Genomic DNA, 17001 nt, shown 5'->3' with positions numbered 1-17001 from the left:
ATGCGTGGCAACCTTGGCCACTCATGTCGCCGCCCCGGCCAGCAAGGTGGTTTCTCGCTGCTCGAACTGGCCGTTGTCGTTGCAATACTCGGCGTACTGACCATGACCGCGCTGTCCGCGTTCGAAAACCTCGAACAGGTACGCCGGCACAATGCCGCGCGCGCGCACGCTGAAGCAGCGCGCCAAGCGCTGCATACGTTCGCATTACGCAACAAGCGCCTTCCATGCCCCAACCTGTCGGACAATGGCGATACCGGCTTCGAAGGCAATAACGGCAGTTGCAATGCCAACGCCAACGTCGGCTGGCTTCCCTACGCCAGCCTCGGGCTGGACATGCCGGTACGTGCAGAGCGACTGCGCTATGGGGTGCATCGCGGCACCACCGATACCGACCTCGTCGCCCCTCGGCGCGAATCCAGCGACCAACCAGACCTTGAACGCACTGGCGGCTTTGCCGCTGCGCTGGCACGAATCGCCAGTGCCGCAGCCTCCACCAACCAGCCGCACTACCTGCTCGGCGGCACCCCTGACTGCAGCACCAACGAGGCCAGCACAACCCTGATAAACCCGGCCTTCGTGCTGGTAGCTCCAGTGGACGACCGCGACGGCGCCAGCGCCACACCCACCGGTTTCGACGGCCAGGCCCACCATGCCTTTGCCGGCAGCAGCGGTACCTGCGTCACCCCCCCCGACTACCCCGGCGATGCCGGTTACGACGACGTGGTCGTGGCCGAAAGCGCCACGACCCTACTTGGCTGGCTGATGTCCATCACGCGTTGATGCCATGCCGTCACTCCACTCCACCGCATTCTTCCAAGGCATATAACCCATGAACTCCAACGCCCCCCATGTCCGCCCGCCTCGCAGCCGCGCCGTGCCGCGCCTGCTTGCCATCGCGATCGGCGGGCTGGTGCTGACCTCGTGCGCCAACATGCCTCCCCGCAGCGTGAAGGACCTGCCACCCACCGAATACAAGGCACTGGAGCGCACCAACACCGCCATCATCGAGGAATCGGCCAAGCTGAAGGCGCAGCAGGACGCCCTGTTCCAGAACATCGAGAAAACCAGCACCGCCAGCACCGAGGTGGCACCGGTGGCCCCCACCTACGACCCGCTGGAGAACAGCGTGGTCAGCATCAGCATGTACGACGCCGACGTCGGCCAGCTGCTGTGGGCGCTGGCCGACGAGCTGAAGATGAACCTGATCGTCGATCCGCAGGTGCTGGAACAACGCCAGCGCTCCAGCCTGCACCTGCGCAACGTCAGCGCACGCGAGGTCTACAACCACATCCTGGAAGGCTTCGACCTGCACGGCGAGGTGCGCGGCGGCACGCTGGTGGTCTCGCAGATGAGCGAGCGCATCTTCAACGTCGACATGCTCGATTCCAACACCTCGCTGGACCTGTCCACCGGCGGCGACGTGTTCGGCGCCGGCATGCAGAGCGCCGGCGGTGGCGGCCAGCAGCTGCGCGGCACGCTGACCATGACCGGCAGCGTCGGCAAGGACAACGACCCCTACAAGCAGCTCGGCACCGCGCTGGAAACCATCCTCGGCACCGACAAGGCCGCCGCCCCCGCGGCGCAGGTGCCGGGCGCGCCACCGCCGCCGGAAGCGGCGCGCTTCAACCTCGACGCAGGCAGCGGCACCCTGTACGTGCGCGCCCGCCCCTCGCAGATGCGCGCGGTCGAGGAACTGATCGAACACAGCAAGAAGAAGCTGCGCCGGCAGGTGCTGGTCGAAGCGCAAATCCTCGACGTCTCGCTCAACGACAGCTCCAACTACGGCGTGGACTGGAACCTGCTGCGCAACCGCGTGGCCGGCATCTACGGCGACAGCCCGGCCACCATCGCGCCCATTGCCGGCACCGACACCGCGCCCAACCTGCTCGATTACAGCGGCAACGGCGCCAACTTCAGCGGCAACCGCTACGGCAACCAGGGCCGCCAGATCATCTTTCCCAACCAGTCGCTGGGCTCGGCAGTCGGCCGCTCGCTCGGCCTGAGCTACATGAGCGATACCTTCTCGGCGGCGCTGAACGTGCTGCGCGAGTTCGGCAACGTCAAGATCCTGTCCAACCCCAGCGTGCGCGTGCGCAACGGCAGCCCGGCCTACCTGAGCGTGGGCACCAACATCCGTTACGTCACCAAGTCCACCACCAACTTCTCCGGCGGCTCCGGCACCGGCTCCGGCTTCACCTCCTCGGACATCCAGACCGACTCGCTGTTCTCCGGCGTGGTGATCGGCGTGGCGCCGATGATCCACGACAACGGCTCGGTGGAGCTGCTGGTGCACCCGATGCAAACCGAGGTCGTGCCCTCCAGCCTCACCCTGCAGCAGTTCCCCAACGGCAATGCGGTCACCCTGCCGATCATCAACGTCAAGGGCATCACCACCACGCTCAACCTCAAGGACGGCGACACGGTGATGCTGGGCGGCCTGATCGACCAGAACAGCGGCACCACCGACAACGGCATCCCCGGCCTGTCCGACGTGCCGGTCTTCGGCCGCATGTTCGGTTCGCGCGGCAAGACCCACAGCACCCGCGAGCTGGTGCTGGTACTGCGGGTACGGGTGATCTGATGAGCCTGATCCACGACGCGCTGCGGCAATCGACGGCAACGGCCGGCGGCAGCCCGTCGCCGCTGGCCACCGCGTCGTGGCCGCAACAACTGGCCGGCTACCGCCGCCCGGTGGCATGGCTGGCGGCCGGGATGCTGATTGCCGCGCCGGTGGCATTCCTGCTGGCGCGCCCGCATGCGGGCAACCGCACCACCGCGGCCAGCGTCGTCACGGTGATGCCCACCACCGCGGTGATGCCCGTTCCCGTTGCAGCCGAGCCCATCGGCATGCAGCAGGAGCCGGTGCTACCGGCGCCGGTCATCGCCTCGGCTCCCGCGCCGGCCCCCACGCCGGTGCCCGAAGCAACGCCGGAGCCGGACAACACGCCGGCACCAGTGAATACGGTCAGCGTCCCCGCGATGGCAGCCATCGCGAACAATGTGCCCACACGCGACAACACGCCATCGCCCACCGCGCAGATCCAGCTTTCGGTACGCAAGCTCGACAGCGCCGGCAGCAGGGCCGCGACAGCCGACGAAAACAACGCCGTGGCCGTGCGCATGGCCATGTCCACCCTCAACGCCGCCGTCGCCGACCACGATGCCGGCACCACCGCCAATGCCATCGCGCAGCTGCAGGCGCTGCTGCCGGCGCAGAGCCTGACCCTGCTGCGCGCCCGTGCATGGGCCGCGCATGGCAGCGGCGACTACGCCGAGGCCGAGCGCCTGTACCGGACCATCCTCGACCGTGTGCCCGACGACGAACACGCCGGCGTCAATCTGGCCCTGCTCGACGCACGCCGCGGCGACGTGGACGACGCGCGCGCGCGGCTGGACCGGATGGCCGCGCGCAACTCGCGCTCGCCGCAGATCGCCCAGGCCTTGGCCGAACTGGACGCGGCACGGCAATGAACCCGGCCATGACCCGCCACCTGCAGACGCTGGGACTGGAACGCGCGCCGTTCCCGCCCACGCCCGATGCCGCCGCCTGGTTCCAGACCACGCGGCTGGAGGCGGAACTGGTCGAGGCCGCGCATTGCCTGCGCACCCGCGCCGGCTTCGTGCTGCTGACCGGCGAGGTCGGCACCGGCAAGAGCACCTTCCTGCGCCGGCTGCTGCTGGCGCTGGATGGCGAAGGCGTGGTCACCTCGATGGTGTTCAACACCTTCCTGCAGGGCGCCGACCTGCTGGCCGCGGTGCTGCGCGACTTCGGGCTGGAGGCCAGGGGCAACCCCGCCGCCGACATCGAGACGCTCAACCGCTTCCTGGTGCAACGCTGGCGCGCGCAGGTCACCTGCGTGCTGGTCATCGACGACGCGCAGAACCTGACCCTGGAAAGCCTGGAACTGCTGCGGCTGCTGACCAACCTGGAAACCGGGCAGGAAAAGCTGCTGCAGATCGTGCTCGCCGGCCAGCCCGAGCTGCACCACAACCTGGAACAACCGCGCATCCGCCAGCTGACCAGCCGCATCTGCAAACACATGCGGCTGGACGCGCTGGCCCCCGGCGACGTCGGCCCCTACGTGCAGTTCCGCCTCGACGCGGCCGGCAATTCCGGCATCACCCTGGCCGCAGATGCCGCACTGGCCCTGCACCGCGCCAGCGCCGGCAACCCGCGCCGCATCCACCAGATCATGGACCGCTGCCTGTACGGGCTGTACGGCCGCGATGCCGGCCGGCGCATCGTCGATGCCGCGCTGGTGCGCACCGCCGCCGCCGAAGCCGGCGTGCTGCGCCTGCCGCGGCGGCGCCCGCGCCTGCCGCTGGCGCTGGCGGCCTCGCTGGCCGGGCTGCTGGCCGTGTCCGCGCTGGCGCTGCTGGCCGTGCGCAGCGACGACAGCTATGCCGGCAACCAGATCCCCTCCGCATCCCCATCGCCGGACGTCGCCACCACCGTGGAAGACACCGACGCGCAATGGAACGCCTGCCTGCAACGGCTGGGCGGGCAGGCGCTGCAAGTGCAGGCCCTGAGCGATGCCCTGCTCGCACAACTGCCCACCCGCGACGGCCTGTGCCTGCGTCGGCAGGGCCAAGGCTGGCAAGCCGGCTGGCAGGCTGGCCTGCGCGCCGAAGACTTCCTCGACGGCGCCGGCAACCGCCCGCGCCTGCAAGCGCTGCAAGCCCTGCTGCAAGAACGCGGCCTCTACGACGGTGCGCTGGACGGCCTGTATGGCCCGCGCATGCGCGCGGCGATCGGCCGCTTCCAGCAAGGCCACGGCCTGCCCGCCAGCGGCCTGCCCGACCCCACCACCCTGCTCCTGTTCGACACGCTGCTGGCCGTGCCCGCCACCGCCAGCCGCCCCACCCCTTCGGAAACGCAACAGCATGGCCACGGTTGACCCCACCACCCCCACCCGCTCGCAGCCACAGGACGCCGTCCAGAAAAGCGGCATCCGTCTCGGCGAACGGATGCTGGCCCACGGCCTGATCGACGCCACCCAGCTGCAGTACGCATTGCAGAAGAACGAGGTCGAGAAGCAGCGCCTGGGTCGCATCCTGATCCGCCACGGCCTGGCCAACGAGTCGGACGTCGTGCAGGCGCTGGCCGAGATGAACGGCATCGACTACGTGCAGGTGGACACCCTGCCGCAGGCCGATCCGCAGGTGCTGGCGATCTTCAACCGCGAGCTGTGCCAACTGCGCCAGTTCCTGCCGCTGCGCCGCACCGGCGACGCGCTGGAAGTGCTGATCGGCGACGCCGACGCGCAGGCGGTACAGCAGCTGGTGCTGCAGCGCTGCGGCCTGCGCTGCCGCTTCCTGCAGGGCGAATACGGCAAGGTCGCGCGGCTGATCCGCCATACCTACTACTTCGCGCAGAACCCGGTCGAGAGCCTGCTGGAGCGCGAGATCAAGCGCCTGTCGGCCGACAACGACCACGCCTACAGCCCCGAGAAACTGCTCGACTACCTGTTGCACTACGCGGTGCGCGAGCGCACCACCGACATCCACATCGCACCGTCGGACGACAGCTTGCACGTGCTGTTCCGCGTCGACGGCGTGCTGCGGCCGATGTTCGCCATGCCCACCTCGCTCAACCGCCTACTCGGCTACATCAAGCTGGCCGCGGAGATGGACATCTCCGAGCAGCGCCGGCCGCAGGACGGCAGCTTCCGCGCCACGGTGCTGGACTCGGCGCTCACCGTGCGCATCTCCACCATCATCACCGACCCCGGCGAGCGCGTGGTCATGCGCCTGCTGCCCGAGCACAGCGACCTCGACGGTCTGAAGGAGCTGGGCTTCTTCGAGGAGGACGTGGCCGCGCTGGAACGCCTGTTCGCGCGCCCGGCCGGGCTGATCCTGATCACCGGCCCCACCGGCTCGGGCAAGAGCTCCTCGCTGCACGCCGCGCTGCGCATGCAGTCGCTGATCGAGCGCAACGTGCTCACCGTGGAAGACCCGATCGAGTACCGCGTGCCCGGCGCCGGCCAGACCGAGGTCAACCGCCGCGCCGGCTACGAGTTCGGCTCGGCGCTGCGCCACTTCCTGCGCCATGACCCGGACGTGATCCTGCTCGGCGAAATGCGCGACGCCGAAACCGCGCAGGCGGCGCTGGAAGCGGCCGCCACTGGCCACCTGGTGCTGTCCACCCTGCACGTGACCACGGTGTTCGGCGTGGTGCCGCGCCTGCGCCCGCTGGGGCTGGAGGCCCAGGTCATCGCCGACAACCTGCTTGCGGTGGTCAACCAGCGCCTGGTGCGGCAGAACTGCCCGTTCTGCGCGCAGGAAGCGCCCTTCAGCGAGCGCGAACTGGAATGGCTGGGCCTGCCCGCCGGCAGCTGCGGCAAGCGCGGCGCCGGCTGCGAGCGCTGCCGCGGCAGCGGCTTCCACGGCCGCCTGCCGGTGTACGACATCATGGTGGTGGACGACGCGCTGGCCAACGCCATCGCCGACGACGCCAGCCGCGAGACGCTGCGCAACAAGGCGATGAACGCCGGCTTTCGCGGCATCGAGGAGGTGGCCAAGGCACGCGTGATCGCCGGCCAGACCACCAGCGAGGAAGTGATGCGCGTGGCCGGCGTGGGGCCGGCGCCATGAACGTCTACTACTACCGCCTGCTGCTCTCCAGCGGCCGCGTGCGCAGCGGCGTCACCCAGCTCTCGGTCGAGCACGACGCCTCGGCGCGGATGTGGCTGGAAAAGAACTTCGACGCGGTGGTGCTGTCGCTGTACCGCCTGCCGGGCTGGCTGGCCGAGACCCAGCGCTCGCTCTCGCACCTGATCAAGCCCAGCATCCGCCCGGCGGAACTGGCCGGCATGCTGCGTGACCTGGCGGTGATGACCAGCAGCGGCATCCCGGTGCTGGAAGCACTGCGCGCGGTGGCCAACGAGGTCGGCGGCCGCGCCTCCAACCCGGCGCGGCTGGCGCGGCGCCTGCTGGAGGAACTGGACGCCGGCGCATCGCTCAGCGACGCGTTCTCGCGCTTCCCCGATTCGTTCCCGGAAACCGTGCGCAATCTGGTGATGATCGGCGACGAGACCGGCACCATGGACCGCATGCTGGGCGAGGCGGCCGACCACATCGAGCGCATCTCCAAGATGACCGCCGACACCCGCCAGGCGCTGATCTACCCGGCCTTCGTGTTCTCGGCCATCTTCGCTGCCGGCGGCTTCTGGATCTACTACGTCATCCCCAACCTGGCCGACCTGTTCAAGCAGATGAACGCCAAGCTGCCGCCGCTGACCATCGCGGTGATGGCCGGCTCGGAATGGCTGATCGCGCACATCGCGTGGATCCTGGCCGGGCTGGTGGTGGCCGCGTTCGTGTTCTGGGTCACCTGGCGCTACAGCCGCGCGTTCCGCCGCGCCATCCACTACACCCTGCACAAGCTGCCGATCGCCCGCACCATCATGTATTCCTCGGGGCTGGCATTCTTCACCGAATACATGTCGCTGCTGATCCGCGCCGGCGTGGACATGGTCAGCAGCCTGCAGGTGATGGAGCGGGCGATGCGCGACGAGTACTACCGCGACCGCATCATCGCCATCCGCCAGGTGCTCGAGCGCGGCGACCGCGTGTCCTCGGCGATGCGCCAGGTCGGCGGCTTCCCGTCGATGATGGTGCGCATGATCGGCGTGGGCGAGGAAACCGGCACGCTCGATTCGCAATTCGCCCGTCTTTCCGCCGAATACAGCCTGCGCCTGCAGCGGCTCATCACCAACCTGTCCGAAGTCATCAAGCCAGTCGTCGTGCTGCTGGCCGGCGGCATGTTCGTGTTCCTGATCGTCGCCCTGCTGCTGCCGGTCTACGACCTGGTCCGGCAGGCCATCACCGGACCCAAGCTGTGAACGAGAAGACCCCCATGCCGATCCCGCACCATCGCCGCCGCTGCAACGGCTTCACCATCCTGGAGATGTCCGTGGTGCTGGTGATCATCGCCCTGATCATCGGCGCGGTCAGCGTTGGCCGCGACGTGTACCGCAGCGCCGTGGCCGAGCGCATCAGCACCGAGTTCGTGCAGGGCTGGATCATCGCCTACGACCGCTACGTGGCGCAGGTGGGCACGGTGCCGCTGGACAATCTGGCCAACCCGACCGGCCGCGTGCGCGCCGGCAGCCCCACTCCGCTGTGCGACACCGCCAACACCAAGGAACTGCGCGACGAGATGCTCAAGCGCGGCATCACCCTGCCCACCGGCCGCGCCGAAGGCATGGAGTCGCATTACGTCTATCAAGACAGCAATGGTGAACCGCAGAACCTGCAGGTGTGCTTCACCTCGGTCACCGACTGGGCCGAACCCGCCCCCGGCAGCCCTCCTTACATCGGGCGCACCCGCAACGTGATGGTCCTGAACGGGCTGACCCCGGAGTTGGCCAACCAGCTCGACAACCGCATCGACGGCCGCATCGACGCCCGCTTCGGCCGCCTGCGCGAGGCGACGTCGGGAGCCGCCCAATACAACCTCACCGGTGCCGTCGGCAGCCCGCCGGACGACAACCCGTGGAGCCTGGACAGTACCGCCACCCGCGATGGCACCCCTGATGGTCAATCGAGGGTGATGACCGGCTACCTGAAGATGAACCAGTGATTCCACCGCAACACCACACCTGCCATAGCAACAGGACCGCCACCATGAGCATGCAGCCGCTCGACATGCACATCTCCCACCACGCCCGCCCCCGCGCGGGCAGGCAATCCGGCATCGGCCTGGTCCAGGTGATGCTGGTCCTGCTGCTGGTCGGCGGCGCACTGGCGGCCGGCGCGGTGCTACTGCAAGCCAAGCGTGCACCGCAACAGGCCATCACCCAGGAACAGACGCTGCGCTGGGCCGACGAGGCCGTTGCCGCGTTCGCCGCCACCCATGCACGCCTGCCCTGCCCGGCGCAAACACTGGATGGCGAAGAAGATTGCACCCCGGGCAACGCCAAGGGCTGGTTGCCGTCGCGCACCCTGCTTGGCGCCTCGGGTTCGGGCATGCCCATCGGCCCGGTGGCGTACATGGTCTATCGCGGCAACGCCACCGCACACCTGGACCTTACCGCGCCGGGCAACGCCTACCAGCCACCACTGGTTGACGGCTCGGCCCGCGAGATCATCAGCACCGATGAGAACGGCAAGGAAACCAGCCGCCGCACCTTCACCGCCGTCAACGGCTTGGACCTGTGCCGCTCGCTGGAACTGGCGCAGGTGGCCGGCACCAACACCGTGGACACGACGCGGGCCAGCGTCAATGACGTTCCCTGGAACGTCGCCTACGGCATTGCCGCCGCCGGCCCGCTACCAGGACAATCGCGCCTGGACGATGGCAACGCCGGCACTGCAGCCCACATGGATGCACCTTGGCGCGAATGGGACGGCGACTACGATGACCGCGTGCGCGTGCGCAGCTTCGACGCGGCAGGGCAGATGCTCGGCTGCCGCCTGCTGGCCGACCTGTCCAGTGCCACTGCAATCGCCAGCGCCGCCACTACCCCGTTCACCGTGGCTCAGCTGTCGGCCACGCCCGGCGGCAACGAGCCCTACAACGTGGCGCTGGCTGGCATGGACGTACTGGCCGCCGCCGTCACCTTGCACGATGCACTGGCACTGCTGCAACAGAACAACATCAATGCCACCGAATCGGCAGTGCAGAGTGCAGCCAAGGCACAGATTTCACTGATCTTCAAACTGGTGACCACCGCCGTCAGCCTGTCTGATCAGATCACCACCTTGGTTACCTCCACCATCAGCCTCACCCGTTCCATTGCCACCTGCATCGCCTCGCTCGGTGCCACGTGCTGGGAGGTACCACTGAAGACCGCCGCCGTGGTTACTTCAATAGTTGGTCTCGGCACCAAGGGCGTAACCCTGGCAGCCAAGGCCGCCTCGCTGCCCTTCGTGGCGCTGGCGCTGGATGCCTCGATCAAGGCCCGTGATCTTGCACACGCCAACGGGCCAAAGCCGGCACCGCAAAATCTGGACGAGGCCCGCGCGGAGCTGGAATGCACGCTCTACGCGAAGAACTGCAAAGAAAACACGTCAACAGAAGTCATCTACAAACGCGACGACAACGGCAACCCCATCCAGAAGAAGGATGCCGCCGGCAACCTGCTTTATGACGAACACGGCAATCCGGTCTTCGAGGTGGAATCGGAAACCGAGATCCCACGCATCGGTTTGGACAAGCAGACCGAAAATGCAAAGAAAGAATGGGAGGTGCTGCAATATCAGGTGGACAAATTGGAGCAATACCGGCTGGCGCCTTGGGGCGTGTCATCGCAAGAAATCAAGGACGCTCACAACCAGCCGGTTCTGGACGTCAATGGCCTGCCCACCTACACGCTGGTGGAAATCCCGAGCCTGGGCAAGGACAGCCAATACCGCTCACAAATTCAGCAGCGCATCCACCCGCAGCGCACCTGCGGCATCGGCAACAACAGCAGCAACTGGCAGAACTGCTCGCCGCAGCGTTACCGCAAATTGGTGGAGAAATGGGTGTGCAAGCCCGGCAGCGACGGCAGCGGGCTGTACAACGCCGATTGCAGCTATGCCGGCACCCGAAATCAGACCGATGCCGATGGCAACGTGGTCGATGATGCCGATGGCAACCCCGTGCAGGTCAACGCCGGCACCCACGACCGGGTGCTGGAATCGCATTACGAATTCAACTGGGACGTGGCCACCAACGAGGCCGTCGCCCTGCGCAAGAAAGCCGAGCAGTGGGTCGACCTGAACAAACGCGAGCAGGAACTTGCCAAGGAAATCAAGCAATTCGAGGACAACATCGATACCTGGTTCAAGGGCAGTGATTCCATCCTTACCAAGATGGTGAATCAGATGAATGACGCCCAGCATTGCGCTGGCCGCGGCCGGGGCAACCCCGCCAACCCGGATGCGAACCTGCCTCCCGGCGACATGGAACGGCAGCAATGCATCAACGCCCGCAATGCCGTGCGCTACATCGAAACCTGCGAAAAGCCCGTCACCGTCACCAAGTGTGAATTCATCGGCAATGACAAGGGCCGCTATTCGAACGACGCTTGCACCGTCAGCAGCGGCACGCCCAAGGACTATGGCTGGCAGGAGACCAGTACCGGCGTCTACGAGCGCGACAAGAACGAGCTGGCCACCTGCAAACCCAACATGGAAGACCGACTTGCCAGGCTGAAGGCCGAACACGCAGGGCTGGCCGCCAGTCGCGACGCGGCCAAATCCTCCTACAACGCTCTGCCCAAGCCGTGGCTGGCCTATCCCGGCCCTGTCTCTGCAGGACTACTACCCTATTCCGCCGACAGCGGCTACAACTGGTTCGAGTGGGCCATTGAAACCACCGAGGATGCCAACGGCACCCCGACCAAATATGACTGGGTGCGCTCCAGCTTCATCGAGACCTACAGCTACGACTACCAATACGACTGTTCGTATCAGGAGAACAGGCCTATCTGGGTGCCGGAAGACACCTCGACCAATCCCGTAACGCCCGGCTATTGGAAGAACAACTGGGTGACTGTCTCCAAGACCTGCACCGAGAAACGCGAGGCAACCCGCAATCTGCCGTGGTACGCCCCCGAAAACTACAAGGACCGCAACGCCACCGCACCGCTACTGGTCACTGAGCGTGAACCTCGCCAGTGGTGGGACAACAAAAATCTGGAAGTCAATGAAATCATCTCCGAGAAGATGTGCCAGTACTTCACCAATCGAAACTGGAACGGCAACTATTGGTGGTGGCCATCCGCCAGCAGCGTGGATTGGTGGAACAAGGACACCTACAAATTCGGCGTGTACTGTCAGCGCTACCCCTACAGCCGTGCTTACGAGGACTGGCTGCGCGCCAAACTGGGTGCGGAAAACGCCCGCAAGAACTACAACGACACCAAGGCCCAGTTCGAAAAATTGAAAGAGGAACTGGACAACATGAACGACGACGGTGGCTCCGGCGGTGGCCCCACCACGCAGATGAGCTTCGGTGCCGAAGCTACGCTGGAACACGCCGATAGTCGCGGCTCCACCGGTCCGCAAGCCCCGATACTGCCATGACCGCACGCCACCTTCGCCAACGTGGGTTTTCACTGGTGGAACTGGCGGTGGCACTGGCCATCGCCGCCCTGCTCACCGTGTTGTTGTTCAACCTGCTACCTCTGGGCAACCAGATACTGGACGCCGATCGCCAGCAACAGGAATTGGCGCAGGCCGAGCAAGCGTTGCTCGGCTACATGCGCAGCCACGGCCACCTGCCCAGTGCCGATACCGACGGCAACGGCCGCGCCGACGGTGCGGCCAGCGGCTGGCTACCGGTAACCGACCTCGGCCTGCCCTCGCGCATGCGCCTGTACTACCAAGCCCAGTCCAACCTGACCACCACGCTACCTGACGATCTGTTCGACCCCGCGCTGCCGCCCGCCGACCAACCCGCACCCAACAGTAACGGGCTGGACCTGTGCATGCGCCTGTTGTTGAACCAGCGCAGCAACATCGGCATGGCCGGGCTGAACCTGCCGCTGGCCTACTACCTGGGGCATAGCGGCGTGAGCGGGCACGGCCACCTTGACGCCGCCGCGCAATGGCAGCCATCGGCACAAACTCTGCCGGGTACTGCAGATGCTGCAGGCGCACTGGCCGTCGTAGCCACCGGCCCCGGCGAACTGGCAACGCGGCTGTCCTGCCCGGACCGGCTGGCGCGCACACAAGGCAGCGCGCAAAGCGCCTATGCTGCCCATAGCGCCCTACTCATGACCGAATTCAATCTCGAGTTCCGCAGTTTCGACATTCACATCGCCGAAACCATCCGCGACCAGGCCAAGGTGGCCCGTGATCTCGCCATCTACGCTTTGGCCGAATCCATCACCAACGAGGCCATTGCTCTCACGCTGATCGCGTCGGGCTGGCCGCCTGACGGTGCCAGCATCGGTGCCGGCGTGAAGCAACTGGCCCAATCAGTGCAAGGCATCTACGACGCCAGTAAAAGCCTGGTCGAGGCACAGGAAACCTACGACGACGCTCTCTCCGGCGTGAAGGACGCCGAGCACCGGCGTGATCTGGTCAGCATCTTCCGCGACCGCATCAAAGCCCTGCACGACGATGCCCGCGACACCACCATTGGCCTTGACCGTGCCGGACTGAACCCATGAATCACCGCTCCCGCTCACGTGGCTTCTCGCTGATCGAACTGACCGTGGCCTTGGTCATCCTCGGCATCATCGGCATCCTGCTCACACGTTGGCTCGGCACCATGTCCGAGGAACGCAGCCAGGCAGTGCGGCGCGACCTGCTGCAACGCGCCGACGACGCGGTGATGGGCTTCGTCACCAGCCAGTCGCGCCTGCCCTGCCCGGATACCAACCACGATGGCCGCGAAGACTGCGGCGGCGGCGAGGTTGGCAAGCTGCCCTACATTACCGTGGGCCTACCCGATGCTCGCAGCGGCCACCTGCGCTACGGCGTACTACGCCGCACCGGTGATAGCGCCATGATCCAACGCTGGAGCACCGACAGCCAGCAGGCAACGCCACAACCGACCGTACTGGATGCCGATCTGGCCATGCCGCCTGATCAGGCCATGCCACTGCAAGTCACCGCCAACGCTGCGGACAGCTTCGTCATCAGCCGGGTGCAAGCATGGGACCACTGCACTTATGTGGACTGCACCGCATTGCCAAGGCTCAACCACAACAGCATGGATTTTTGCGATGCACTACGCAATGCAAGCCAATTGCCCGCCAGCGATGGCCACGTGCATACCCGTCACGAACACGACCTGACCAGAAACACCGGCAACGTCGCCTACGCACTGGCCGCCATCGACCTGCTCACACCCACTCACGACGATGGCTCGCCAGCCTTCCAGTCACCACGCAGGCCCGGCAGTGGCGACTACCGCGACAAGGTGATCGCGGTGGGCATCGACCAGTTGTGGACCCGGCTGCGCTGCGGCGAGCATTACAGCCCAGCCCTGTTCGCCCATGCCAACGTGGCTGCAGCCGCGCGCCTGACCACGCCGGTCATGCACAACCACAAAACTCAGCTGGACATAATGGTCGAACTGGGCAAGGCCGAAAGCATGAACGCCACCGTCGCGATCATCGATGCCAGCGCCGAACTGATAAACACCACTGCCGGAACTCTGGACACCATCGCCGAAATGTTCGATACCTATGGCGGCTGGAACTGGCGTGTGGCCATTGCCGCCGGCAGCATCGGCACCGCCGTTGGCAGCACCATCGCGGCTGGTGTTGCCAAGGGTGCTGCCGACAGCTATCTGGCCAATGCGGAAAAATACCGCGACCAATTCGCCGCGCGCTTCCCCGCTGAGGCCACGCGTCTGGAAGCCGAAATCGTCACCAACGCCCGCCGCGCAGACATGCTTGGTGGTTTTCCCGATGACGAAGTACGCCAGGCTGCCAATGACTTCCGCTACACAGGACCGTGACGCACTGCAGCTGGCGTGTGAGTCAGAATGCCCACGCAGGCACGGGCCACTGCCATTCCCGCTTGGCAAGCGGATGCACTCGCCGAGAACTCCCTTCGATCTCCGCGGCCAGCGCGCGCGTCGCCGCCTGCGGCTCCACGTCCAGTTCGCGCCGCAGATGCTCCTCCAGCATGCGGTAGCACTCCAGCGCCATGCCGGGCTTGCCCATCTGCTGGTACAGACGCATCAGCCCGCGCTGCCCGGCCTCGTCCCAGCGGTCCAGCGATACCTGCCGGCGGGCCAGGCGCACGGCCAGCCCCAAGTCGCCGGCGGCGGCCGCGTCGTCGCGGCGGCGTTCCAATGCCCCCAGCAGGCGCCGCCACGTCCACGAGCGGACGCCCAGCAACCATTCGCCGAAATCGTCGCAATGGTCCAGCACGATGCCGTCCAGCAATTCGCCGGCATCGAGCAGCCAGTCGGTGTCGGCGCCGCCGCTTTCCAGCAGGTCGATGTCCAGCAGCCCCTGCGATGCCTGCGGGCACAGCCGCACGGTTTCGCGGTCCACCAGCAGCACGCCCTCGCCCACCGCGGCGTGCAGCGCCTGGTTCAGGTCGCGCAGCACCTGCCGCAGGTTGGTCAATGCCGCCTGCTGCTCCAGCTCGGGCCACAGCATGGCCGCGATCTGGCTGCGCCGGTGGGTGCGCGTGCGCTCCACCGCCAGGTAGGCCAGCAGGGCCCAGCCCTTGCGATAGGCAAGCCGCTGCGGCCGGTCGTCGTCGCCGATGCGGCATTCGCCCAGCAGGCGGATCAGCGGCGGCCGGTTGCCGATCCAGGCGCTCATTGCCGCTTCTCCGGCAGATGGGCGGGACGGTGCGTGTTTTCGGTCCGCGGCAGGCAGACAGGACGACGGCTCATGCATTTCCCCGGCAGATGGATGGACGGCGCCCCTGATTCCCCGGCGCTTACCTACCCAATCGTGAAAAGCGGCCGAATCCGATCACCCGATCACACTTTCTTTCAAACGCGCCGCATTCAGATCTTCAGGTAGATCCGCCGCCGGTCCAGCCAGGCCATCGGCAGCCACCACAACGCGACGAAAGCCAGCGCCATCGCCAACGAGGCGGTTTCGGCGCCGGCCAGCGGGGTGATCCAGCGGTCGAACACCTGCGCGTACAGCCAGCCCCAACTACCGGTGCCCAGCATCGCCAGCACCATGACGCCGGAGCCGGCATAGGCGGTGATGGCGTTGACGCCGAAGCGCCGGCCCAGCGCCGGCCAGCCATTGCGGTCTACCAGCCGATGCGCCAGCCATAGCGCGGCATACGCCCAGCCGGCCGTCCACAGCACGTAGGACGGCGTCCACAGGTTCTTGTTGATCGGCAGCCAGTGCGACCACACGCCGCCGGCGACCAGCAGCACGATGGCTGCCGCCAGCAGTCGCAGCGGACGGCCGCTGCGCAACAGCGCGGCGGCATGCAAGCCGAGCAGGGTAGAGGCCAGCGCCCCCAGCGTGGACAACAGGCCTTCCGGGTCATGCCCCAGCCCGGTGGCGGCATCGTACTGGTAGAGCAACGGGCCGAGCAGGACGGTGTCCACGCGGCTGGGCAGGTTGTGCCACGGCGGCGTGCCACCGGCCATCAGCAGGGCGGCGTAGTCGCCCAGCAGCAGGCCGATGCACAGCCACTGCATGCGTGCGGACAACCAGATGGCCGCCATGCCGGCGATGGCGAAGCACAGGCCGATGCGCTGCAGCACGCCCCACGGCCGGTAATGCGGCAGGTCCAGCCACCACCATGCCAGCAGGTGCAGCAACAGCCCGAGGCCGAGGATGCGCAGGGCCCGCACCAACACGGTACGGGTGAGCGCGGCGCGGTCGCCCCCCTGCTCGACCCGCGGCACCACGCCGAGCCCGATCGACACGCCGACGATCACCAGGAAGAACGGGAAGATCAGGTCGGTGGGCGTGCAGCCGTTCCACTGCGCATGCTCCAGCGGCGCGAATACGTGGCTCCAGGTGCCGGGGTTGTTGACCAGCAGCATCGCCGCGACGGTGATGCCGCGCAGCGCATCGACCGAGGCGTAGCGAGTGGGTGTTTGGCCGGATTGGGAGCTGGTCATGGGTGGTGTCCCGTGCAATCAAGTGTCAGGAGGCTTTCTAGCAATCCATCGAAGAGCGATTACCAGCCTGCGGCTGTTGTGAAGCGATTCCCGCCTTCGCGTGGCATTCAACGGACGCATGTCCGGTCATGTCGAGCAAAAGCATGCTGTTGCTGTTGCTGTTGCTGTTGCTGTTGCCAGTGATTTTGCCTTTCGGCTTTTGACTTCCCTGCCGTAGAGCGAGCCGAGCACCGCAGTGGAACGAGGGGCGAAGAGGCGCACGTGTTTGAGCGAAGCGAGTTGTGCGCCGTCCCCTCGTTCCGCGAGGAGCGCAGGGAACCGATGCGGCGCAGCCGCATCGGCTCGCGTCCGGCCGTGCTTTCTTTGGGCCACCTTTCTTTGCACGAGCAAAGAAAGGTGGCTCGCTCCTGCGCAGCAGGAGTGAAAGCCTTTGCTCTTACCTACTTCCAACCAGCAACAGGAACATCGGGACTTCGCCGTCCCTCACCCCAACCCCCGCT

General features: G+C 66.5%; 12 protein-coding genes. 10 read left to right on the top strand and 2 right to left on the bottom strand.

Annotated features, from left to right (window positions below):
• Genes ABB34_RS00410 through ABB34_RS00365 form a run of 10 tightly spaced genes read left to right on the top strand, consistent with a single transcriptional unit; the run spans nt 1 to nt 14404 of the window.
• Nucleotides 1–780: a type II secretion system protein gene (locus tag ABB34_RS00410; protein WP_083489999.1), complete on the top strand. Its 780-nt coding sequence runs from the start codon at nt 1–3 to the stop codon at nt 778–780.
• 49 nt (nt 781–829) lie between these two features.
• On the top strand, nt 830–2581 hold the full coding sequence (mshL, locus tag ABB34_RS00405) for a pilus (MSHA type) biogenesis protein MshL (protein WP_057639262.1): 1752 nt from the start codon (nt 830–832) through the stop codon (nt 2579–2581).
• Complete coding sequence (locus ABB34_RS00400) at nt 2581–3471, top strand: tetratricopeptide repeat protein (protein ID WP_057639261.1); 891 nt, start codon at nt 2581–2583, stop codon at nt 3469–3471. The genes mshL and ABB34_RS00400 overlap by 1 nt, the downstream gene beginning before the upstream one ends.
• Nucleotides 3472–3479: 8 nt before the next feature.
• A complete protein-coding gene (locus ABB34_RS00395) occupies nt 3480–4898 on the top strand; it encodes an ExeA family protein (protein WP_057639315.1) in 1419 nt (472 codons plus the stop codon).
• Complete coding sequence (locus ABB34_RS00390) at nt 4885–6594, top strand: GspE/PulE family protein (RefSeq protein WP_211258128.1); 1710 nt, start codon at nt 4885–4887, stop codon at nt 6592–6594. The genes ABB34_RS00395 and ABB34_RS00390 overlap by 14 nt, the downstream gene beginning before the upstream one ends.
• A complete protein-coding gene (locus ABB34_RS00385; protein WP_057639259.1) occupies nt 6591–7844 on the top strand; it encodes a type II secretion system F family protein in 1254 nt (417 codons plus the stop codon). The genes ABB34_RS00390 and ABB34_RS00385 overlap by 4 nt, the downstream gene beginning before the upstream one ends.
• A gap of 14 nt (nt 7845–7858) precedes the next feature.
• On the top strand, nt 7859–8584 hold the full coding sequence (locus ABB34_RS00380; RefSeq protein ID WP_083490002.1) for a type II secretion system protein: 726 nt from the start codon (nt 7859–7861) through the stop codon (nt 8582–8584).
• 44 nt (nt 8585–8628) lie between these two features.
• Nucleotides 8629–12015 carry a hypothetical protein gene (locus tag ABB34_RS00375; RefSeq protein WP_152979451.1) on the top strand — a complete coding sequence of 1129 codons (3387 nt, stop codon included), beginning with the start codon at nt 8629–8631 and terminating at the stop codon, nt 12013–12015.
• On the top strand, nt 12012–13106 hold the full coding sequence (locus ABB34_RS00370) for a prepilin-type N-terminal cleavage/methylation domain-containing protein (protein WP_083489998.1): 1095 nt from the start codon (nt 12012–12014) through the stop codon (nt 13104–13106). Before ABB34_RS00375 ends, ABB34_RS00370 begins: the two co-directional genes overlap by 4 nt.
• A complete protein-coding gene (locus ABB34_RS00365) occupies nt 13103–14404 on the top strand; it encodes a type II secretion system protein (RefSeq protein WP_057639255.1) in 1302 nt (433 codons plus the stop codon). Before ABB34_RS00370 ends, ABB34_RS00365 begins: the two co-directional genes overlap by 4 nt.
• A gap of 22 nt (nt 14405–14426) precedes the next feature.
• On the opposite strand, the gene ABB34_RS00360 is transcribed toward ABB34_RS00365, so the two are convergent.
• Together ABB34_RS00360 and ABB34_RS00355 are read right to left on the bottom strand one after the other, a co-directional pair.
• The gene (locus ABB34_RS00360; protein WP_057639254.1) at nt 14427–15224 is read right to left on the bottom strand and encodes an AfsR/SARP family transcriptional regulator; all 798 of its coding nucleotides are present in this window, start codon (nt 15222–15224) and stop codon (nt 14427–14429) included.
• A 191-nt stretch (nt 15225–15415) separates the two neighbouring features.
• Complete coding sequence (locus ABB34_RS00355; RefSeq protein ID WP_057639253.1) at nt 15416–16501, bottom strand: acyltransferase family protein; 1086 nt, start codon at nt 16499–16501, stop codon at nt 15416–15418.
• Nucleotides 16502–17001 lie beyond the last annotated feature (500 nt).

The sequence above is a fragment of the Stenotrophomonas daejeonensis genome (assembly GCF_001431505.1).
In the GTDB taxonomy this organism is placed as follows: domain Bacteria; phylum Pseudomonadota; class Gammaproteobacteria; order Xanthomonadales; family Xanthomonadaceae; genus Stenotrophomonas; species Stenotrophomonas daejeonensis.
Note: the sequence above shows the minus strand (reverse complement) of the source record. Positions and strands in the feature narration are given on the sequence as shown.

Coding starts and splice junctions, on each gene's coding strand:
- ABB34_RS00410 (WP_083489999.1), top strand. CDS start 1: ATGCGTGGCAACCTTGGCCACTCATGTCGCCGCCCCGGCCAGCAAGGT.
- mshL (WP_057639262.1), top strand. CDS start 830: ATGAACTCCAACGCCCCCCATGTCCGCCCGCCTCGCAGCCGCGCCGTG.
- ABB34_RS00400 (WP_057639261.1), top strand. CDS start 2,581: ATGAGCCTGATCCACGACGCGCTGCGGCAATCGACGGCAACGGCCGGC.
- ABB34_RS00395 (WP_057639315.1), top strand. CDS start 3,480: ATGACCCGCCACCTGCAGACGCTGGGACTGGAACGCGCGCCGTTCCCG.
- ABB34_RS00390 (WP_211258128.1), top strand. CDS start 4,885: ATGGCCACGGTTGACCCCACCACCCCCACCCGCTCGCAGCCACAGGAC.
- ABB34_RS00385 (WP_057639259.1), top strand. CDS start 6,591: ATGAACGTCTACTACTACCGCCTGCTGCTCTCCAGCGGCCGCGTGCGC.
- ABB34_RS00380 (WP_083490002.1), top strand. CDS start 7,859: ATGCCGATCCCGCACCATCGCCGCCGCTGCAACGGCTTCACCATCCTG.
- ABB34_RS00375 (WP_152979451.1), top strand. CDS start 8,629: ATGAGCATGCAGCCGCTCGACATGCACATCTCCCACCACGCCCGCCCC.
- ABB34_RS00370 (WP_083489998.1), top strand. CDS start 12,012: ATGACCGCACGCCACCTTCGCCAACGTGGGTTTTCACTGGTGGAACTG.
- ABB34_RS00365 (WP_057639255.1), top strand. CDS start 13,103: ATGAATCACCGCTCCCGCTCACGTGGCTTCTCGCTGATCGAACTGACC.
- ABB34_RS00360 (WP_057639254.1), bottom strand. CDS start 15,224: ATGAGCGCCTGGATCGGCAACCGGCCGCCGCTGATCCGCCTGCTGGGC.
- ABB34_RS00355 (WP_057639253.1), bottom strand. CDS start 16,501: ATGACCAGCTCCCAATCCGGCCAAACACCCACTCGCTACGCCTCGGTC.